Origin of the sequence: Dorea sp. MB18-49 (assembly GCF_023669465.1) — a bacterium.
GTDB classification, from domain to species: domain Bacteria; phylum Bacillota; class Clostridia; order Lachnospirales; family Lachnospiraceae; genus Dorea_A; species Dorea_A longicatena.
Genome location: NZ_JAMOYX010000016.1, coordinates 32,187 through 52,968, shown reverse-complemented (window position 1 = coordinate 52,968; position 20,782 = coordinate 32,187). Strand labels below are relative to the sequence as shown.

The 20,782-nt window shown below is 43.5% G+C and carries 21 protein-coding genes; 14 read left to right on the top strand and 7 right to left on the bottom strand.

Annotated features, from left to right (window positions below; all coding sequences use genetic code 11):
• Positions 1-259 (top strand): hypothetical protein (locus NCY30_RS06890; RefSeq protein ID WP_250818587.1); only part of this gene is annotated, 259 nt, incomplete at its 5' end.
• Here the strand turns inward: NCY30_RS06890 and NCY30_RS06885 are convergent.
• Both NCY30_RS06885 and NCY30_RS06880 read right to left on the bottom strand, forming a co-directional pair.
• Positions 251-1,630 carry an aldehyde dehydrogenase gene (locus tag NCY30_RS06885; RefSeq protein ID WP_250818586.1) on the bottom strand — a complete coding sequence of 460 codons (1,380 nt, stop codon included), beginning with the start codon at positions 1,628-1,630 and terminating at the stop codon, positions 251-253. The two genes, NCY30_RS06890 and NCY30_RS06885, sit on opposite strands and share 9 nt — an antisense overlap.
• The gene (locus NCY30_RS06880) at positions 1,587-2,834 is read right to left on the bottom strand and encodes an iron-containing alcohol dehydrogenase (protein WP_250818585.1); all 1,248 of its coding nucleotides are present in this window, start codon (positions 2,832-2,834) and stop codon (positions 1,587-1,589) included. Before NCY30_RS06880 ends, NCY30_RS06885 begins: the two co-directional genes overlap by 44 nt.
• Before the next feature lie 247 nt (positions 2,835-3,081).
• On the opposite strand from NCY30_RS06880, the gene NCY30_RS06875 reads away from it, so the two are divergent.
• Positions 3,082-3,915 carry a MerR family transcriptional regulator gene (locus NCY30_RS06875; RefSeq protein WP_022415987.1) on the top strand — a complete coding sequence of 278 codons (834 nt, stop codon included), beginning with the start codon at positions 3,082-3,084 and terminating at the stop codon, positions 3,913-3,915.
• A gap of 79 nt (positions 3,916-3,994) precedes the next feature.
• On the opposite strand, the gene NCY30_RS06870 is transcribed toward NCY30_RS06875, so the two are convergent.
• The 4 genes from NCY30_RS06870 to NCY30_RS06855 all read right to left on the bottom strand — a co-directional run bounded on the left by NCY30_RS06870 (position 3,995) and on the right by NCY30_RS06855 (position 6,157).
• Positions 3,995-4,303: a hypothetical protein gene (locus NCY30_RS06870; RefSeq protein ID WP_055181566.1), complete on the bottom strand. Its 309-nt coding sequence runs from the start codon at positions 4,301-4,303 to the stop codon at positions 3,995-3,997.
• 185 nt (positions 4,304-4,488) lie between these two features.
• Positions 4,489-5,079 (bottom strand): cytidylate kinase-like family protein, encoded by a 591-nt coding sequence (locus NCY30_RS06865; RefSeq protein ID WP_070097838.1) that lies wholly within the window; start codon positions 5,077-5,079, stop codon positions 4,489-4,491.
• 33 nt (positions 5,080-5,112) lie between these two features.
• Positions 5,113-5,805 (bottom strand): LrgB family protein, encoded by a 693-nt coding sequence (locus tag NCY30_RS06860; RefSeq protein WP_055214614.1) that lies wholly within the window; start codon positions 5,803-5,805, stop codon positions 5,113-5,115.
• The gene (locus NCY30_RS06855; protein WP_055214616.1) at positions 5,798-6,157 is read right to left on the bottom strand and encodes a CidA/LrgA family protein; all 360 of its coding nucleotides are present in this window, start codon (positions 6,155-6,157) and stop codon (positions 5,798-5,800) included. The genes NCY30_RS06860 and NCY30_RS06855 overlap by 8 nt, the downstream gene beginning before the upstream one ends.
• Positions 6,158-6,444: 287 nt before the next feature.
• Here NCY30_RS06855 and NCY30_RS06850 point away from each other — a divergent pair, with 287 nt between their 5' ends.
• The 3 genes from NCY30_RS06850 to NCY30_RS06840 all read left to right on the top strand — a co-directional run bounded on the left by NCY30_RS06850 (position 6,445) and on the right by NCY30_RS06840 (position 10,211).
• On the top strand, positions 6,445-7,185 hold the full coding sequence (locus NCY30_RS06850; RefSeq protein ID WP_055214618.1) for an ABC transporter ATP-binding protein: 741 nt from the start codon (positions 6,445-6,447) through the stop codon (positions 7,183-7,185).
• A gap of 70 nt (positions 7,186-7,255) precedes the next feature.
• On the top strand, positions 7,256-8,836 hold the full coding sequence (locus NCY30_RS06845; protein WP_250818584.1) for a COG1361 S-layer family protein: 1,581 nt from the start codon (positions 7,256-7,258) through the stop codon (positions 8,834-8,836).
• Positions 8,799-10,211, top strand: a complete 1,413-nt coding sequence (locus tag NCY30_RS06840; RefSeq protein WP_250818583.1) for an ABC transporter permease — start codon at positions 8,799-8,801, stop codon at positions 10,209-10,211. The genes NCY30_RS06845 and NCY30_RS06840 overlap by 38 nt, the downstream gene beginning before the upstream one ends.
• Positions 10,212-10,326: 115 nt before the next feature.
• Here NCY30_RS06840 and NCY30_RS06835 read toward each other — a convergent pair whose 3' ends face one another.
• A complete protein-coding gene (locus tag NCY30_RS06835; RefSeq protein ID WP_055214624.1) occupies positions 10,327-10,590 on the bottom strand; it encodes a hypothetical protein in 264 nt (87 codons plus the stop codon).
• 237 nt (positions 10,591-10,827) lie between these two features.
• Here NCY30_RS06835 and NCY30_RS06830 point away from each other — a divergent pair, with 237 nt between their 5' ends.
• The 9 genes from NCY30_RS06830 to NCY30_RS06790 all read left to right on the top strand — a co-directional run bounded on the left by NCY30_RS06830 (position 10,828) and on the right by NCY30_RS06790 (position 20,578).
• The gene (locus NCY30_RS06830; RefSeq protein WP_250818582.1) at positions 10,828-11,892 is read left to right on the top strand and encodes a PTS transporter subunit IIC; all 1,065 of its coding nucleotides are present in this window, start codon (positions 10,828-10,830) and stop codon (positions 11,890-11,892) included.
• Between the two features lie 214 nt (positions 11,893-12,106).
• Positions 12,107-12,631 carry a cob(I)yrinic acid a,c-diamide adenosyltransferase gene (locus tag NCY30_RS06825; RefSeq protein WP_173784818.1) on the top strand — a complete coding sequence of 175 codons (525 nt, stop codon included), beginning with the start codon at positions 12,107-12,109 and terminating at the stop codon, positions 12,629-12,631.
• A 178-nt stretch (positions 12,632-12,809) separates the two neighbouring features.
• Complete coding sequence (locus tag NCY30_RS06820; protein ID WP_173784817.1) at positions 12,810-13,520, top strand: GTP pyrophosphokinase; 711 nt, start codon at positions 12,810-12,812, stop codon at positions 13,518-13,520.
• Between the two features lie 169 nt (positions 13,521-13,689).
• The gene (locus NCY30_RS06815; RefSeq protein ID WP_250818581.1) at positions 13,690-14,349 is read left to right on the top strand and encodes a PHP domain-containing protein; all 660 of its coding nucleotides are present in this window, start codon (positions 13,690-13,692) and stop codon (positions 14,347-14,349) included.
• A gap of 126 nt (positions 14,350-14,475) precedes the next feature.
• The gene (gene yedF, locus NCY30_RS06810) at positions 14,476-15,081 is read left to right on the top strand and encodes a sulfurtransferase-like selenium metabolism protein YedF (RefSeq protein WP_006427353.1); all 606 of its coding nucleotides are present in this window, start codon (positions 14,476-14,478) and stop codon (positions 15,079-15,081) included.
• 167 nt (positions 15,082-15,248) lie between these two features.
• Positions 15,249-16,289 carry a selenide, water dikinase SelD gene (selD, locus tag NCY30_RS06805; protein ID WP_080543136.1) on the top strand — a complete coding sequence of 347 codons (1,041 nt, stop codon included), beginning with the start codon at positions 15,249-15,251 and terminating at the stop codon, positions 16,287-16,289.
• Positions 16,290-16,328: 39 nt separating this feature from the next.
• On the top strand, positions 16,329-17,741 hold the full coding sequence (selA, locus tag NCY30_RS06800) for an L-seryl-tRNA(Sec) selenium transferase (RefSeq protein WP_173784816.1): 1,413 nt from the start codon (positions 16,329-16,331) through the stop codon (positions 17,739-17,741).
• Between the two features lie 15 nt (positions 17,742-17,756).
• Complete coding sequence (selB, locus tag NCY30_RS06795; protein ID WP_173784815.1) at positions 17,757-19,670, top strand: selenocysteine-specific translation elongation factor; 1,914 nt, start codon at positions 17,757-17,759, stop codon at positions 19,668-19,670.
• Positions 19,670-20,578, top strand: coding sequence for a selenium metabolism-associated LysR family transcriptional regulator (locus NCY30_RS06790; RefSeq protein ID WP_173784814.1), 909 nt, complete (start codon positions 19,670-19,672; stop codon positions 20,576-20,578). The genes selB and NCY30_RS06790 overlap by 1 nt, the downstream gene beginning before the upstream one ends.
• Positions 20,579-20,782: the final 204 nt, after the last annotated feature.

Here is a 20,782-nt window from a genome sequence, read left to right as displayed (position 1 = left end):
AGGAATAAAACTACAAGGTCCCAGCCTGTGCATACGGACTCATGGTTGGAAATTCTTAAGTAAAAAAGTTGACCGTTTGCTCACAAAAAATCCACTGTCTGAGACGAATGTCGAGTTTGGATTTTTTATGAGCTCGTTTTTAGGTCAACTTTTTTGCTTTAGAATTTCCCCATGTTGGAGTCAGCACAGGCTGCGACTTTGTAGTTTTATTCCGGTCGGTGACAGCCGCCATGATGCATTAAATAGAAAATTATTTTAAAAACATCCGCAGCATCTTCCTCTTAAACTTATTATACCTCTGATACCGCACCGGCAGATCCATCCACGTCTTCTTATCCACAATACTTCTGTAATGTGTAAACTCATCAAATCCGGCCTGTCCGTGATATCCGCCCATGCCGCTTTCGCCGACACCACCGAACGGCATGGCGCTGGTGGCAAGATGGATGATGGTATCGTTGATACAGCCACCGCCGAAGTGACAGCGGTCAAGGACTTTCTTCTGAGCAGCTTTGTCTTCACTGAAGAAATACAGTGCCAGCGGATGTGGATGCGATTCCACGGTCTGGATGGCTTCATCCAGTGATTCGTAAGTCAGAATTGGAAGAATCGGTCCGAAGATTTCTTCGCCCATAATGGCATCATCCCAGGTGACATTTTTCATAACGGTAGGTGCGATGCGTAAAATCTTGGCATCGGACTGCCCGCCGATTATTACTTTCGATGAATCGATCAGTCCCTGCAGACGATGGAAATGCTTCCGGTTGATAATTTTACCGTAACTTGGATTTTCCAACGGGTGTTTGCCGAACTGACGGCGGATCTCGGATTTGATTGCATCGATCAACTGGTCACGAATGGCATTGTCGCAGAGGATATAATCCGGAGCAACACAGGTCTGTCCGCAGTTTAAGTATTTTCCAAAAACGATACGTCTTGCGGCAAGTGGAATCTTGGCTGTGGAATCCACGATACATGGGCTTTTGCCACCAAGCTCCAGTGTGACCGGTGTTAGGTATTCAGCTGCATGTCTTAAGACTTCGCGTCCGACCGTCTTTCCGCCGGTGAAGAAAATCTTATCAAAACGCTGGTTCAAAAGAGCCTGATTTTCCGCACGTCCGCCGGTTACGACAGCAACATATTCTTCGGAGAAGCATTCTTCGATGATCTCCTGCATGACACGGCTGGTGGCTGGTGCATAAGCGCTTGGTTTAACAACAGCGGTATTGCCGGCTGCCAGTGCGTCAATCAGTGGTTCCAGTGTCAGAAGAACCGGGTAGTTCCACGGACTCATGATGAGAACTGTTCCGTAAGGCGAAGGCGAGCGGAAGCTTTTGGCGGCAAACTGTGCCAATGGCGTCGGAACCCATTTCTCCTTCGTCAGTTTCTTGATGTGCTTCAACATCCAGCTAAGTTCTGAAAGAGTGAGTCCTACCTCACACATATAGCTTTCAGTCTCGCTTTTTCCGAGGTCGGCTTTTAAGGCAAGGTTCAGATCCGGTTCATGCCGGATGATGGAATCTTTTAATTTTTTGAGTTGTTCTATACGATAATTTACAGGCAGTGTCTGGCCTGTCTGGAAAAATTTATGCTGCTTTTCCAGGATGTTCTGAATTTCTGTTTCTGTCATGTTCACTTACCTCCTGTACAAGATGATACATCTGTTCCAGTTTCTCAGGTCCCCATAACGCAGGTACCGGGTAGAGCGGGTTGGCTTCTTTGTCCGCATAACAGGCAAGCTTTGGAATATCTTCATTACGGATACCGTCCAGGGTCTCCGGGATATTCATGGAAATGTTCATGCTGCGGATGTGGTTGATGAATTCTTCGGCTGCAACTGCATCAAGTTTCGAATCAGAAATGCCGGTGATCCGTGCAAGTCTGGCCAGTTTCTTATGTGCAGCAGTTCCATACGCTTCCAGTACGATCGGAAGGAGTACGGAATTGGCAAGTCCGTGCGGGATACCGTAGCATCCGCCGAGACTGTGAGCTACAGCGTGTACATATCCGACATAACTCTTGGTAAATGCCGTTCCGGCGAGATAAGAGGCGCGGAGCATGTTACGTCTTGCAGTTTTATCATTTCCATTTTTATATGCAGTCTGCAGGTTATCGAAGATCAGCTGGATCGCTTCGATCGATGCGGCGCGGGTCTGCTTCGTAGTTGAACGACCAATATAAGCCTCGATCGCATGTGTCAGCGCATCCATTCCCGTAGTTGCCGTAAGCTGCGGCGGAAGTCCATACGTAACGGACGGCTCCAGAACCGCATAATCCGGAATCAGATTAAAATCGTTAATTGCATATTTGTGATGTGTATCTGCATCAGTGATGACAGCTGCAAGCGTGGTTTCACTTCCGGTTCCGGCAGTTGTCGGAACTGCGATCAGAAGTGGAAGCTTATGCCAGATCTTTAAGATACCTTCCATTTTGGCCAGCGGTTTGTTCGGGCGGGCAAGTCTTGCACCGACTGCTTTGGCACAGTCCATGGAAGAGCCGCCACCGAAAGCCAGAAGTGCCTGACATCCGTGTGCCAGATAAAAATCTTTGGATTCTTCTATATTGGCAGAAGTCGGATTTGCAACTGTATCTTTATATATTGTACATGAAATTTCAGATTTTAAAAGCTGTTTTTCCAAAGGTTTTGTAAGTCCGAGTTTGTAGACCCCCGGATCGGTGACGAGCAGGATATGGGAAATGTGATGTTTTTTCAGGACTTCCGGGACGTGTTTGAATCCGTCGATCAGTTCCGGTTCTCTGTAAGGAAGAACAGGGAGTGCGATACGAAAACAAGTCTGAAAAATGCGGCAGTATATTTTCTTTAAAATATTCATGAGAGACCTCCATTGTGTATGCTGTATTTCCGAAGTTTTAACGGTATTTGCGTTTCGTCTAAAATTCAAAAAATACTAAATAGTGATTAAGTTCAGTGAGTTGCGGAAAATGCAGTGTCATACCGTAAATCCTGTGATAGAATAAAACTGGGTGTAACCCCCATGTCAAGAGAACAAGAAAGAAATTGATTTATAAAAGAAAGTATTGCTGATTGCAGAAAGTTAAGAGAAGAAAGAAGTGAAAGCTATGCAGGCAAAAGGCGAATATTGTATCACCGCAGGCGAATTTGCAAAGATGTGCCAGACCACCAGAGATACCTTACGGTATTATGAACGACAGGGAATTCTTGTGCCGAAGAAGAACCCGGTCAATGGCTATCGTTACTATAGTTATGCACAGATCAGTTCATATTATTTTATACGGACATTCCGGGGGCTGGATTGTTCGGTTGGAGATATCAAAGAATATCTGCTTGGCGGAGAAGAGATAAGATTCGATGAATTTGTAGAACAGCAGTATGACAAACTGCTTCTTATGCGGCAGGAACTGGACCGTAAGATTCGCACCATTGCAGGAACCAGACAGATTCTGGATCAGATCCGTATTGCAGATCAGGGACATCCGGTAATTCGTGAGATTGGGGTTTCGTGGTATTTTATATTTACCGAAGTAATATCAAAGCCGGCAACCTCATCCGGAGAGATTGAAAAAGATATCCGCAGACACCTGAAACGTTGTGATAATCCAGGCATTCAGGCATTTCCGATGGGTGCTTCTATCGATAAAGAACAATTTCTGAGAGAAAATTATACCTATAAAAATGTATTTAGTTTTACAGAAGAAGGATGCAGGAATAAAGAAGATATCGTGGAAATGGAACCAGGTGAATATCTGGCAGCAGTCTGCCGGGAGAGTGACGGCGATATCAGAGATACATACCGGGAAATCAAAGACCTTATGAAAAAAGAATCAAAACAATTCGATTCCGACATCTACAGCCTGAGTATCGTAAACGTCATCGATCCGAATGAAGAACACAAATACCTGAAATACATATTCGCAAAGGTAAAACAAATATAAAAAGAAATTTCACGCGAGCGTAGCGAGCTTAAGTATTTATGGCGGGATTCATAAGATCCCAGCCGCAGCGGCGTCCCATCTACGAATCCCCGCGCCCCTGCAATATCATCTTCATCTTATCCTTCTCCATCTGCATCCAGTAATCCTTCCGATTTTCGAATTCCTGGCTGATCCATTCCATTGAATCATCCAGTCCCTCCTGGGTAAATGGAAAATCTTTTGCTGTCTTCATATCATCGGAAGTCTTCTCGAAACACCACGGTTCCGGATATACCCATACATGCAGTGTATCATCTTCTGCACGCATGAAGAAGCGCATCCCCTGATGAGAGCCGGAGAAAGGCTCTTTTTTTAATACTTTGATATTAAGACCAATGACCTTGATCATGTCAAATCCTCCTTATGTCAAATCCGTATCTTTATGATAAATGGTAATACAGAAAACCTACCACTGGCAGCTTTTCTTGTATATTGGGTATAAAAATTCTGTGCCAAAATTCTTGTCACAAAAATTTTAGCACAGAAAGTCTGATTCATAAAGAAATTTATAAAGTTAGATTTGCAGATTCGTGTCTATTCATGTGATTCTTCCGCAAGTTTCTTATAATAAAGAATCAGATCCGCAGCCTGATCAAAAGTCAGATGTGTGGTATCAACAGACAGATTATAATATTTTGACTGTCCCCACTCTTGCCCTGTGAATTCTTTACGGAAAGCACTGCGCTTCTCGTCAATCTCTTCAATCTTGCGTTTGGCCTTTAATCGAGAATTGATATGATCGTGTGCCATAACGGTTGCGATACGTTTCTCCATATCCGCATGAACGAATACGCTGAATGCATTGTCCTGTCCGTGTGTCAGATAACCGGCGCAACGTCCGATAATGATGCAGGGCTTTTCGGCAGCCAGTTCTTCTACCAATTCAAAAGGGAAAGGTTTTTTCTTCGGTCTGGAGTAGTTAAGAGCGATAGAATACAGTAAGCTGTTCATCGGCTGCTCTTCCAGATATTCTTCGACTTCACCTTCGAAGCCGCGTTCCTTTGCGATTGCGATGAAACGGTCTTTGTCATAGAATTCATATCCGGTGCGTTTTGCCAGAATCTTTCCGATGGCATGTCCACCGCTTCCATATTCACGTCCGATGCAGATAATTGTTTTTTCCATAATCATTTACCTCCATATGTCTGATTCATATTTTTAATATAATTGATAGAAAATAGTTGATCCGACAACCGTTATAAGTCCGGCAACCGCAATAGAAAGACTGCTCATGGCACCTTCGATCTCACCGATTTCCATAGCTTTTGCAGTTCCCATGGCATGCGTTGCGGTACCGATCGCAAGTCCCGTTGCGATAGGATGTCTGATTCCGCACAGTCTGCAGATTACATCACCAAACATATTTCCGATGATACCGGTGATAATGATGGCGGCTACTGTAATGGTAACGATTCCGCCAAGCTCTTCCGAAATACCCATTCCGATTGCTGTTGTAATCGACTTCGGAAGTAACGTTGCATAGATCTGCTTATCCAGATGAAATAATGTTGAGAAGACCCACACGCCGGCAAGACTTGTGAAGACTCCGGAGAGAATTCCGGCAAGAATTGCTTTCATGTTCTTCTTTAGCAGTCCCATCTGCTGATACAGAGGAATTGCAAGGCAGACCGTAGAAGGTGTCAGCAGATAGCTGAGTAACTGCGAGCCGTCCTCATACACTTCATATTTAATATTGGTAACTTTCAAAATAATAATAACAAATACAATGGAGATCAGCAGTGGATTACAAAGCGCAAGTTTCGTTTTTTGTCTGAGAATGATACCAATCTCATATCCGATCAGGCTGATCGCCAGACAGAAAAATGTGGAATCCTGTAATATTTTACTCATGTTTCTTATCCTCTCTTTTTAGTATAAACTGTGCTATCCGTCCGCTGACGCCCATGACGAGAATTGTTGTAACGACGATGATAATACTGATCGGAAGAATCACGGGTTTCAATGCGCCCCAGGAAACCATAAGCCCGACTCCTGCAGGAATGAACAGCATCGGCATAATCTCAATCAGAAATCCGCCGGCTTCATTCACCGCACTGAGCGGAAGTATGCCGGTTTGTAATCCGATCAGCATTAGGACAAGACCATAGATGCTGGCAGGAACCGGGAGCGGCAGTAAAGAGTGCAATGCTTCTCCGACGAAAGATATCGCCAGAATAATCATGAATTGTTTTACAAATTTCATTTTTTCCTCCCAATATTCTGGTGGACAAAAAGTGTGTCCACGTATCTTTAGTAGAAATTGTCCTACCAATTATACCACTTTTGAAAAATTATGCACGAAGAATATAAGGGAAAATTGTACAAAATGCGATACGGCACGATAAAAGAAGAATAGATAAAAAAGAAGTGTTATCTGACGGATGGTTAATCTTCATAAAATCTTCATAATTTCATGGAAGAAGTCTTTATATTTTTATAGTAATGTAAATTTATACTGTAAAAAGTCTGAAAAAGACAGAGGGGAGGATTATGAAAAAGGTAATTGAAGTAAAGAATCTATACAAGCTGTACCGTGTCGGTGACGAAATTGTGCGGGCACTGGATGGTGTGAATTTTGAGATATATGAAGGTGAATTCTGTGCGATCGTAGGAACATCCGGTTCCGGTAAATCGACATTACTGAATATGCTGGCGGGTCTGGAAAAACCGACCAAAGGAGAAGTCAGCATTGCCGGAAAACATATTGAAAAATTAAATGAAGAACAGCTCGTTACATTCCGGCGGGATCATGTCGGATTCATCTTTCAGTCATTTCATCTGATGGGAACACTGAATGCGGTGGAAAATGTAGCATTGCCATTAAGTTTCCGTAGGGTTCCAAGAGATGTCAGGATGAAAAAGGCCAATGCAATGTTAGATCTGGTGAAGCTTGGAAAGCATAAGAAGCATCTGCCGAACCAGATGTCGGGAGGACAGCAGCAGAGAGTCGGCGTAGCCAGGGCGCTGGTGGTCGATCCGGATATTATATTTGCCGATGAGCCAACCGGAAATCTGGACTCGCATACCTCAGAAGAAGTGATGGAACTGATGCAGCGGGTAGTCAGAGAGCAGAAGAAGACACTGGTCATGGTAACACATGACGATCATCTGGCAACTTATGCGGATCGTGTATTCCATATCCGGGATGGGAAAATCCTGAAGATAGAAGATAACAGGAAAACAGAGCAACGCGAAGAGATGACAAAAAGAGACGATAAAATAAAACAATAGAGCAATGGCTGGCAGAAAATAAAAACAGATAAAAATAGAAAAAGAAAAGGAAGAAAAGAAGGAGGAAAACATGCAAAGAGCAATAAAAAAAGAAGCAGGAGATAATTACTTGAAAAGGATCGTTGTTGCCTTTCTGGCAGTAATCATGATGACAACCATGCTGCGCCCACAGATAGTACAGGCAGCATCTGCCGGAATCACAATCGAGTCGAAGGACAATAAGGTACCGACTTACAAGGCCGGAGAAAAGAAGACCTGGACATTTACCGTAACGAATCATTCGGATAATCGAATGAATAATGTAACGGTGACACCGGATCTGGGGGATAACAATGATGTCTGGCCGTTCAAGACAGAGATGCAGAGCTATCAGAAGAACTTAGGAACATTAGAAAGTGGAAAATCTGAAGACGTATCGTTTGATTTCACACAGAGAGAAGATGTTCCGACATCCCGCTATACATTAAAGTTCAAAATCGCAGCGGACGGACAGGAAGAAGCTGAAAAACAATTCTATGTAAATACTACGGCAAAGCCGGAGCAGAAGAGTGATAATAAAAATAACAAAGATGACAAAAATACAGATAACAATGTAGATAATAATGGCAAAGGTGCAGACAGCGGTTATGATGCATCTTATCAGAGTCTGGATGCCGGAGGCTACAGCAACGGTGATGCAGTGTACAGTGGAGGCGTTTCTGATGGCGGCTCAGATGGAAGTGCAGCATCCGGAGATGGATCGGTTCCACGTGTGATCGTTACCGGATTTTCAACTGATCCGGCAGAGGTACGTGCGGGCAGCAATTTTAAACTGACGATCCATCTGAAGAACACATCTAAGATGAAAGTCAGCAATATGTTATTCGACCTTGCAGCACCGACCGAGGGAAGTGACGAGCAGTCTACATCACCGGCATTCTTACCGTCATCCGGCGCAAGCTCCATCTATCTGGACAGTATTGCTCCAAACGGAACAGCCGATATCAGCATCGAACTGAATGCCAAGGCAGATCTGTTACAGAAACCATACAGTATGGATCTTTCTATGAAATACGAAGATCCGAATGCCACACAGGTAGAGGGTTCATCAAGTATTTCCATTCCTGTCAAACAGGATGCAAGATTCGAATTCAGTGATTTTGAGATCAGTCCGCAGAGCATTGCAGTCGGTGAAGAGGCCAATGTAATGTGCAGTCTGTATAATCTGGGAAGAATCAAGCTCTATAATGTAAAGGCAACATTTGAAGGAAAGAATATTAAGAAATCAGAAGTATTTATCGGAAATGTAGAATCAGGTGCTACGGGTTCGATCGATGCAATGCTGGAAGGTAAGAAAGTGTCGGACGGTCCGTCGAAAGTGACGATGACGCTCAGTTATGAAGATGAATCCGGCAATATTTCTAAGACAACGAAAGATCTGACACTGGAAGTCACGGAAAAAATGGATGATGAGTCGGTGGCAGCAGATGTTCCGGAAGAAGAGACACAGAAAAGCTTTCCGGTGATTCCTGTTGTGATCGTGGTTCTGGTCATTGCAGCCGTGGCAGCAGTCGTAATCTTAAAGAAACGCAAAAAGAAACAACTGGCAGAAAGTGAAGAGGAGGAATTACTGGATGAACTGGAACGATCTTCTGAGGATGAGCATCAATAGTCTGCGGAGAAGAAAGCTTCGTACATTTCTGACGGTCCTTGGCGTGTTGATCGGTACAGCATCTATCGTAGTTATGATTTCACTTGGACTTGGCATGCAGCAATCCCTTTATCAGGAGGTTGAGCAGTCCGGGGGACTGACCAGTATCACTGTGACGGGAACAGACGGCGGTGACGGCATGATGTCAGACAGCACCGGAGCCGATGAGCAGTCGGAAAAAAGAATTGATGACCGGCTTGTAGAAACAATCAGCAAATTGAACCATGTGAAGCTGGCAGCACCAATTTATGAGACATCCGTAATTCTGCTGAAAGGATCTTATATCGCAAATGTCCAGTTACAGGGCATGACACAGGAAGGATTAAAAGCGCAGAATATTGATCTTGGCGAAGGAACGCTTCCAAAGACAGGAAAACTGGATCTTGTATTTGGAAATGGTGTGATCACGGATTTTTATGAAAAAGGAAGTGGAAATGGGTATTATGATACCGGAGAAACTCCGAATATTAATCTGATGAAAGATTCTATGTTTTTGATCACAGATACAGAAAATTATGATACGGATAACAGCGCGGCTTTCGGAGAAAGTACCGATAGTTCTGGAAGCGATGGACAGTCGGACTCCGGACAGCCAAAGAACGTGCAGAAGTATGTGGTAAGGGCAAGCGGTATTGTAAGCGGCGGTCTGGATGATTATTCTGCAAACTATGACAGTGTATATTGTGATCTGGAGACATTAAAGCAGATTCTTCGGAAAGAATATGCGGGAAGAGTGATTCCGGGACAGCCACAGACCAAAGCAGGAAAACCGTTGAAAGAATTCTATTACACATCGCTGAAGGTGAAGGCAGATGATATGGACCATGTGAATGAAGTGGCTGATGTGATCCGTAATATGGGATATAATGTTGAGACCAATGCGGAATATCTGGACAGTATGAAGAGCCAGTTTGCAGTCGTGCAGGCAGTACTTGGTGGAATCGGAGCTGTCTCATTATTGGTAGCGGCGATTGGAATTGCCAACACGATGATGATGTCGATCTATGAACGGACGAAAGAAATCGGTGTAATGAAGGTACTGGGATGCAGCCTTAGGAATATCCGCGAAATGTTCCTGTTAGAAGCAGCTTTTATCGGACTTTTGGGCGGCATTGCCGGAAATATTCTAAGCTTTGTGATGTCGGCGGTCATCAATGTTGTAGTGGGAAGCAGTGGGGTATTGTCTACAGGCACAGACAGTAGTATCTCGTATATCCCGTGGTGGCTTGTACTGTTGTCGATGGCATTTGCGGTGCTGGTCGGCGTGCTTGCGGGTTATTTCCCGGCGAAGCGGGCGATGAAGTTAAGTCCGCTGGCGGCGATCCGGAATGAGTAAAAATTGAAAAACAGAAAATGCGCGATATACAATCGGAATCTTATGACGCTCCACAAAGTGTTTGGGAGTATCATAGACCGGATGGTATATCGCGTGTTTTCTGTTTTATATTTTTTTATTCCTCAATAATATGAATCTCCAGATAATCGAAATCAATCGAATCTACAAAGTTATCCTGATAGAATCTTGTCTTATCGTGTCGCTTGAATTCATCAATATTATGATCCAGCCAGATTGGCTTGCTGAGATCGAACTCATAACAGATCGAATCCAGCGCATTAAAAATCTTGTGTGTTCTGGTGTCGTCCGTATCATCGCAGATCACGGTGTCACGCAGCATATGATTGTCTTTAAATTCTTTTCCCCATAAACGGAACATAGCAAAACCTCCTGTTCGTGTATATATTTGGATTTTCAGACCGGATAATCTGAAAAATATTACAATTCGATATTCCAAGTATACAAGGAATCAAAAGTAAAGTAAAGGCGGGAAATTGACACGAAAAAAATGGTTGCCTTTGCAGTATGTGTATGGTACACTCTTGACAAGTGACAAGACATATGTAATAAACATCAAAGTCAATATAACAGGAAATGAGATACAGGAGAGAGAAAGATGGAAAAAGTAAAGAAAGCATTAGACCGCATATTTATCGAAGGCTTAAGTGCTATGGCGCACGGTCTGTTCGCAACACTGATCATCGGCACGATCATCCAGCAGATTGGAACATTTATGGGTGGAAATATTGGAGAGATGATCTTTATCGCAGGGAAACTTGCAGCATCCCTTACCGGAGCGGGTATCGGTGTGGCAGTAGCCTATAAGTTCAAAGAAGCACCGTTGGTAGTCGTATCGGCAGCAACCGCCGGAATGGCAGGGGCATTTGCAAGCAGTATTCTGGCAGGAAAGGTATTCGTAGACGGAGCCATGGTATTTGCCGGACCGGGAGAACCGCTGGGGGCATTTATTGCCGCATATGTAGGTATTTTCTTCGGTCATATGGTATCCGGAAAGACGAAGGTAGATATCCTGGTGACTCCGGTTGTGACGATTGGAAGTGGATGTCTGGTAGGATTCCTGATCGGACCACCGATCTCGGGATTCATGAGCTGGCTTGGTTCACTGATCAACTGGGGAACAGAACAGCAACCGTTCCTGATGGGAATTATCGTATCTGTACTGATGGGAATGATACTGACACTGCCGATCAGTTCAGCAGCACTTGGTGTAATCCTGAATCTGTCCGGTCTGGCAGCAGGTGCGGCAACGGTTGGATGCTGCTGTAATATGGTAGGATTTGCCGTGGCAAGTTACCGTGAAAATAAAGTCGGAGGACTTTTGGCACAGGGAATCGGAACTTCGATGCTGCAGGTTCCGAATATTGTGAAGAAGCCGGTAATCTGGCTTCCGGCGATTATATCGAGTGTAATCCTCGGACCGGTGGGAACAATGGTACTCCATATGACGAACAATGCGACCGGTTCCGGTATGGGAACGGCAGGATTAGTGGGACAGATCATGACATGGCAGACGATGATCCAGACAGAGTCTGCACAAATGGTGCTGATCAAGATCTTGCTGATCCAGATTGTGCTTCCGGCAGTTGTGACACTTGGTGTTTCAGAATTCATGAGAAAGAAAGACTGGATCAAGATGGGAGATATGAAGCTGGAATTTTAAAGTGTTATATTTAAATTATCGTGTGTAAAAAACATGTACGAAAAATGACAGGATAAAATAAAACTTCATAATATAATGTAAAGAGTGCCTGGAAAACTGCGGCTAGTAGATTTCCAGGCATTTACATTTCAGGCTTAAACGATTATAATGTCCAATAGAATAAAAATGAGTTCAATTTTTACATAGATTTTTAGGAGAAAGCAGGTAGAATGTTATGATGGGCACAGGAAGAATTCATATGTATTACGGAGATGGCAAAGGAAAGACAACAGCAGCAGTCGGCCAGGCAGTCAGAGCCGCCGGATATGGACTTCAGGTGCTCTTCTTCCAGTTCCTGAAGGACAATTCATCGAATGAAAGAAAGATTCTGGAAGCAGTACCGGGGATCACCTGTCTTCCGGGGCGTGATCAGGTGAAATTCGTAAGCCGGATGAACGGGGATGAGAAAGCAGAGCTGCGTCATTATAACAACAAAGCACTGGATGAGATCGTGAAGTTCTGTACGAATTTTGATGTACTGGTGCTGGATGAAGCATTATGTGCGATCCATCTGAATGTCTTAAGTGAGGAGAAGATCAAAAGTTTTCTGGAGCATAAACCGCGTGGACTGGAGGTTATCTTAACAGGGCATGAAGTATCGCAGGATATGTTGGATCTTGCAGATTATGCAACGATGATGATGAAGGTGAAGCACCCATATGACCGTAAGGTAATGGCAAGAGAAGGAATTGAATTCTAAAAGTAGAAATTATAAAAGATATAGAGAGAAGCTGTCGGATGACGGCTTCTTTTGTAGTTTATAAATGTATAATCTTTCTTAAATAAATGTGAAAAATATGACATATTAGTACAGCTTATGGTATAATATTAACAGTGCTGGTTTAACTCTTCGCGAAGAGAGGAGAGAGAACATTTATATGGAAAATACGATGAAGAACTATGAGGATGTCGACAGTTGGAAGACGATCATGTTCCTGTATAATTCAGCGTTAAAAGAAGTGGGGACAAAGCTGGAGATACTGAACGATGAATTCCAACATGTGCATAAATACAACCCGATTGAACATATTAAGACTAGGATCAAGACACCGGAAAGTATTGTAAAGAAGTTACGCAGATACGGCTACGAGATATCAATCGAGAATATGGTAAAGTATATCAATGATATCGCAGGGGTCCGCCTGATCTGTTCCTTTACATCAGATATTTACCGGCTGGCGGAGATGATCGGTAATCAAAGCGATCTGAAAGTATTGTCGATCAAAGATTATATTAAGAATCCAAAAGAAAGTGGATATAAGAGCTACCATATGCTGGTATCCGTACCTATTTTTCTTTCTGACAGCGTTGTGGATACTAAGGTAGAGATTCAGATCCGTACGATCGCAATGGATTTCTGGGCAAGTCTGGAGCATAAGATTTATTACAAATTTGAAGGAGATGCTCCTGATTATATCAGCAGGGATCTGAGAGAATGTGCAGAGATGGTATCGACTCTGGATGAGAAGATGCTGTCACTGAATGAAGCAATTCAGGAATGTCTGGAGAAGCAGGAAGAGTTAAATATGAGTACAAGGACAAAAGAGAGCAACAGAGAGGATCAGCGTGTCCTGCAGGGACTTGACTAAGATACGCAGGAGACACTGCCGTAGGCAGTGTCTTTAACGTTACTATAGATACGATCTATATATAAGACGGCATATTAAGATTCCCTATTTGAAAGCCGGTGTGGTTATTTATATAATGAAAAGTAAGAGAAAAGTTTAGTATGAATAAAAACAAAGGAGCCGGGAAAGTATGTTTGTAGATACGCATATGCACGAAATGACCTGTTCAAAAGACAGTTTCTTAAAATTAGAAGAGATGGTAGAAATTGCCAGAGAGAAAGGTCTCGGTGCAATCTGCATCACGGACCATGATGATATGGGACTAAAAGAATACGCAGCAGAATATTCGAAGAAGACAGGATTCCCGATCTTTGGAGGAATTGAATTCTTTTCTCTGCAGGGAGACATTATTGCATTTGGAATTGAAGAATATCCGGATGAGAGAATTTCCGCGCAGGACTTTATTGATCTGGTAAAAGCACAGGGAGGCTTCTGCTTTGCGGCACATCCGTTCCGCAATAATAACAGAGGTCTGGAAGAGAACTTAAGGACAGTCAAAGGTCTGGACGGCCTGGAAGTCTTAAATGGAAGCACTTCTGTAGAGGCGTGCCAGAAGGCGGCGAGATATGCACAGGAACTCGGACTGTGTACGATGGGATCCAGCGACTGTCATGTACCGGAGAAAGTCGGTGCGTGTGCGACCTGGTTTCCGGAAGAAGTAAAGACAATGGAAGAGTTTATGCAAGCTCTGAAAAAAGGTGGTATGAAACCGGCATATTATGAGGACGGTGCATATCACATACTGGAGGTACAAGAGTATGGAAATGGATACCCGAAGGTAGGATTCTAAGGATAGACGTTTTCAGACTTTTATATAATAATTCTATAAATTATATATTTACCTTTTCCATAAATGATGATAGAATGAATCTATATGTGTTGATTGTGGAAATGGTGATAGAAAGGTGGAATCATTATGATTACAGTTAATGCTATGGGAGACAATTGCCCAATCCCGGTTATTAAAACCAAGAAGGCAATGGCTGCACTGACAGGACCGGAGACGATTGAAGTTCTGGTTGATAATGAGATCGCAGTGCAGAATGTAACAAAGATGGCATCTAGCTCAGGAGGAAAAGTAACTTCTGAAAAATTGGGGGATGCCGAATATAAAGTTACGATTGAAATGGAAGGAGCACCGGCAGCAGATGGAGCTGAAGCAGTATGTGCGCCGGATGCAAGAGACAATACAGTCGTTGTCGTTTCTTCTGACCGTATGGGATCTGGAAATGATGAATTAGGAAAAGTTCTGATCAAAGGATTTATTTTTGCAGTGACACAGCTTGATACACTGCCAAAGACAATGCTTTTCTATAATGGAGGAGCAACTTTGACTACAGAAGGTTCTGATTCTCTGGAAGATCTGAAATCTCTGGAAGCACAGGGAGTAGAGATCATGACATGTGGAACCTGTCTGGATTATTATGGTCTGAAAGACAAGCTTGCAGTTGGTACAGTAACGAACATGTACAGCATTGTTGAAACGATGGCAAAAGCAGGAAGAATCGTCAGACCATCATAAATTAGTTACATACCTGGATAAAAAGCCGGATTCCTGAAGTAAGATACAGGGGTTCCGGCTTTCTTGTACTACGGCGTATGTATAATGAATACAAAAGAGTCTGCATGACAGTTCATCGACTGTACTGCCTCTGAAGAAAGGTATGAAAAACAGGAGGAGTAAAAAGAATGAAATCAGATGTAAAATTAACGAGTTTAAGCAAAACAGCAGGTTGAGCGGCCAAGATTGGTCCGGAGACCCTTGCTCAGGTTCTGAGTAAGCTGCCAAAATTTGAGGATGACAATTTAATAGTAGGAATCGAGACTTCCGATGATGCTGCCATCTACAAAGTGACAGATGATATTGCGATGATTCAGACGGTTGATTTCTTTACTCCGATTGTGGATGATCCATATATGTTCGGACAGATCGCCGCTGCCAACTCGCTCAGTGATGTATGGGCGATGGGAGGAGAACCGGCGGTAGCCCTGAACATCGTAGGTTTCCCGAATTGCCTGGATCCGGCGATCCTCGGCGATATCCTTGCGGGAGGCGCAGACAAAGTAAAAGAAGCAGGTGCAGTATTAGTCGGAGGACATTCGGTACAGGATGATGAACCGAAATACGGTCTCTGCGTATCCGGATTCGTTCACCCGGATAAGATCTTTAAGAACTATGGCTGCAGACCGGGAGATATATTGATTCTTACAAAACAGATCGGAAGTGGTATCGTGAATACTGCGATCAAAGCAGAGATGGCATCGCCATCGGCAATCCGCGAGGCACAGACGGTCATGGCATCCTTGAATAAGATAGGCAAGCAGGTTGTGGAAAAGTATGATGTTTCCGCATGTACGGATATCACTGGATTTGGACTGCTTGGACATTGTGTTGAGATGGCATCGGCAAGTGATGTGACATTTGAACTCAGTGTGCATGACATTGCGTATCTTCAGGATGCATACGATTATGCGAAGATGGGCCTTGTTCCGGCAGGAGCTTATAAGAATAAGAGATATTCGATCAATCAGGTGGAAGTTGGTTCGGTAGAAGAGACATACTTAGATCTTCTCTATGATCCACAGACTTCCGGCGGACTTCTCATCAGTGTTTCGCCTAAAGAATACGAGAATATGATGAGAGACTTCAGAGCATCAGGACTGGATACAACCGTTTCCGTAATCGGAACAGTTGCACCAAAGAGTGATAAGCTGATCCGGTTATTCTAGATATGAAGTCATAAAAGAATGACAGAATGGAGAAACATAATGAATAAGAATGTATTATACCGGAGTATCCCCAAAGTAGATATTCTTCTGGCGGATGAAGGAATCAAAGTATTGATAGAGGCCTACAGCCGTGAAAGTGTAATGGAAGCGATCCACAGTGAGATGGAAAAGCTCCGTGCATATATCGGAACATGCGATGATGAAGAAAAAGCAAAACACCAGATCGCATTACTGAATGAAAATATAGAAAAAGCCGTTGCGGCAATGCATACACCGAATATGAAAAAGGTGATCAACGGAACCGGAACGATCCTGCATACGAATCTCGGACGTGCACCGATCAGTTACGAACACATGATGAAAGCAGCAGAGATCGTCAGTGGGTATTCCAATCTGGAATACAATCTGGAAGCAGGAAGAAGAGGAGAGCGTTATTCGCATTTTGAAAAGCTTCTGTGTAAATTAACCGGCGCAGAGGCTGCCATGGCGGTCAATAATAATGCGTCTTCGGTACTTCTGATCTTAAGTTCTCTGGCAAAAGGCGGAGAAGTAATCGTTTCCCGCGGGGAGCTGATCGAGATTGGTGGTAAATTCCGCATTCCGGATGTGATGGAACAGAGCGGTGCAAGCCTCGTGGAAGTCGGAACGACGAACAAGACACATTATGAGGATTATGAAGAAGCAATCACAGAAGAGACGAAAGCTCTTCTGAAGGTACACACCAGTAACTACCGTATTGTTGGATTTACAGAAAGTGTGGGAATTGATGAACTGGTACCGATTGCGAAGGAACATGAGATTCCGGTTGTGGAAGATCTCGGAAGCGGTGTGCTGATCGACTTGGAGAAATACGGTCTGACACATGAGCCGACCGTACAGGAATCCATCGCACATGGTGCGGATGTGGTATGTTTCAGCGGTGACAAGCTTCTTGGGGGACCACAGGCGGGAATTATCATCGGTAAGAAGAAGTACATCGATATGATGAAGAAGAACCAGCTTACCCGTGCACTTCGTATTGATAAATTTACGGCGGCAGCACTGGAAATGGTTCTGATGGAATATCTGTCAGAGGAGATGGCTGTTCAGAATATTCCGGTATTGCGTATGATCGCAACGCCTTTGGAAGAAATTGAAAAAGAAGCCAGAAGCTTTGTGCGTATCTTGCGTCACACTGGAATGGATGCAAAGATTCAGATGGTATCCTGTGAATCACAGATCGGCGGCGGATCCCTTCCACTTGAGCGTATGGAAAGCCGTGCAGTTGCAATCCAGCCAAATGGCATGAGTGTTGCAGAGATGGAAGAGAAGATGCGTCATCTGGAGATCCCGATCATTCCGAGAACGATCAATGACAGTATCTGTCTGGATGTCAGAACGATCGAACGCAAGGATTATAAGATGATTGCAGCAGAGCTTGCAGAATTATTAGGAAAGAAAGAAGAACGGTAGGTGCAAAAGAAGGCTATGAAGAATATTATTATCGGAACGGCCGGACACATTGATCATGGTAAGACAACACTGATCAAAGCACTGACCGGAAGAAATACAGACCGCTGGGAAGAAGAACAGCGAAGAGGAATTACGATTGACTTAGGGTTTACGTATTTTGACCTGCCGGGAGGAGACCGTGCGGGAATCATCGATGTACCGGGACATGAGAAATTCATCAATAACATGGTTGCCGGAGTTGTCGGAATGGATCTGGTACTCCTGGTGATCGCGGCGGATGAGGGAATCATGCCGCAGACAAGAGAGCACATGGATATTCTGAACCTTCTCGGAATCGAGAAGAGTATCATTGTGCTGAATAAATGTGATCTCGTAGATGAAGAGTGGCTGGAGATGATGGAAGAGGATGTAAGGGAAGAACTTTCCGGAACATTCCTGGAACATGCGCCGCTTGTCAAAGTATCGGCAGCGACAGGTGCCGGCCTTGATGATCTGGTAAAAGAGATTGAACATCAGACCAGAGACGAAGTGGTACAGAAAGATATTCATACTATTCCGCGTCTCCCGATCGACAGAGTATTTACACTTTCCGGATTTGGAACAATCATCACCGGAACACTGGTGTCCGGAACGATCACGAAAGAAGACACACTTCAGATGTATCCGGTCGGAAAAGAATGTAAGATCCGAAGCATTCAGGTTCACGGAGAAGATAAGAAAGAGTGTTACGCCGGACAACGTGTGGCGATCAACCTTTCAAATGTGAAGAAAAAAGAAATCAAGAGAGGCTGCGTACTGGCGCCTCCGAACAGTATGAAAAATACCGACCTTCTGGATGTAAAGTTAAATGTACTGGATTCTTCTGTGAGAATCCTGACGAATCATACACGTCTGCATTTCTTTACAGGAACCAGTGAAGTGCTCTGCCGTGCGGTACTTCTGGATAAGGAAGAGATTGGACCTGGAGAAAGCGGTTATGTACAGCTTCGTATGGAAGAAGAAGTTGCGGTAAGAAGAGGAGACAAATTCGTAGTACGTTTCTATTCACCAATGGAGACGATCGGCGGAGGTGTTGTTCTTGAGCCGAATCCGAAGATCAAGAGAAGATTCCAGCCGGAAGTGATCGAAGAACTGAAGCGCAAGGAAGAAGGATCGTCCGCAGATGTTATAGAAATGCATGTGAAGAGTCATGCAGAGACCTTGATCACAGTCACGGAACTGGCCAAGCTTACGGCACTTTCGCCGGAAGAGGTGGAGCAGGATGTGAAAGAACTGGAAGAGCAGGGCAGTATCTATGCATTTCCAATGCGGAAAGATACGTATGTATGGCACAGCGATTCTGCAAGAGAGGCAGAACGTATCCTGCTGAAAGCTTTGAAGGAATATGAAGAAACGTATCCGTACCGCTACGGAATTAAGAAGGCACAGGTACAGACCACATATTTCAAAAAGGTAAAACCAAATGTATACGACAAGATTCTGACGCTTTTTGAAGAACAGGGAGTATTGAAACGAGTCGATGAATTCTTATGTACTCCGGAGTATGAAGTACGGAAAGACAAGATTTATGATAAAGTGTCAAAGATCATGCTGGATACATTTGAAAAAGCAGGATTTGACTTTGCAAGATATTCCGAGGTTACATGTAAGGATGTACCACAGGATATCATGGATGACATCCTGAACATCTTATTAGAAGAAAAACAGATTGTAAAAATAAATGATGAAATGTATACGCTGACCTCTTATATGGAGACTGCGAAAGAGAAGATCAAAGAGCATTTGAAAGAAGATCCGCTGATCACGATCGCACAGGTCAGAGACATGTTTGAGACAAGCAGAAAAAGTGCAAAACCGATCTTGGAATATATGGACAGTATTAAGGTAACCAAGAAAAAGGGAGCAGAGAGCGAAAGGGTGGCATACTAATGAATTTAAAACAATTAGAAGCTTTCGTTCAGGTAGCAGAGGGAGGCAGTTTTTCAAAGGCAGCAAAACAGCTGTTTCTGACACAGCCAACCATCAGTGCACACATTTCGTCACTGGAGAAAGAACTGAATGCAAGGCTTTTCGTAAGAAATACAAAAGAAGTAAAATTATCGGATGACGGGAAAGAATTGTACCGTTACGCAAGACAGATGATCGATCTTCAGAAAAAGATCGAGGAAAGATTTGAAACAGGGAAAAGTGAGAGCAAACATCTGATCACAATTGCGGCATCTACAATTCCGGCACAGTATCTGCTTCCGGAGATTCTTATGAAGTTCAATGAACGGTATCCGAAAGAACAGGTAAAGCTTCTTGAAACGGACAGCAGTCAGGTTGTGACCAAGATCATTGATCATATGGTAGATGTAGGATTTACCGGAACGGTTCTGGAGAAAAAACACTGTAAATATATTCCGTTTTATAAGGATGAACTGGTAATGATCACTCCGAATACGGAGAAATATCAGGTGTTACATCAGAATATTGAAGATATAAGCTGGATCAGTGAGGAATGTCTGATCATGCGGGAAGAAGGATCCGGCACAAGAAAAGAAGCCGGAAAACAGCTCCGTAATGCCGGAATCAATCTGGATAAGCTTAAGATCATTGCAAGTATTGAAAATCAGGAGACGATCAAGAAGTCGGTAAAACAAGGAATGGGAATTTCGATCATATCCAGACTTGCGGCGGAAGAAGAAGCAAAATCAGGAGATCTTCTGACATTTCCTATTCCAAAGGCAGATCAGGGACGTGACATTAACCTGGTGTATAATAAGAATTATCAGATATCAAAAAGTGCAGAGCGCTTTGTTAAAGTGGTAAAAGAAGTATACGGAATAGAAGAATAGATTACAGTTTATGATCTGTAGATCTAAATAATAGAATAAACCCACAACATTTATAGATAATTACTATGAATGCTGTGGGTTTATGTAATGTTTCGATTAGACGGGATGAAGAAAATAGACTATACTAAAAGCATATGAAAGAGGTATGAATTTACTTAGAAATTAAATAGTATTGAATGAACGGAATAATATTTTTATAATAAA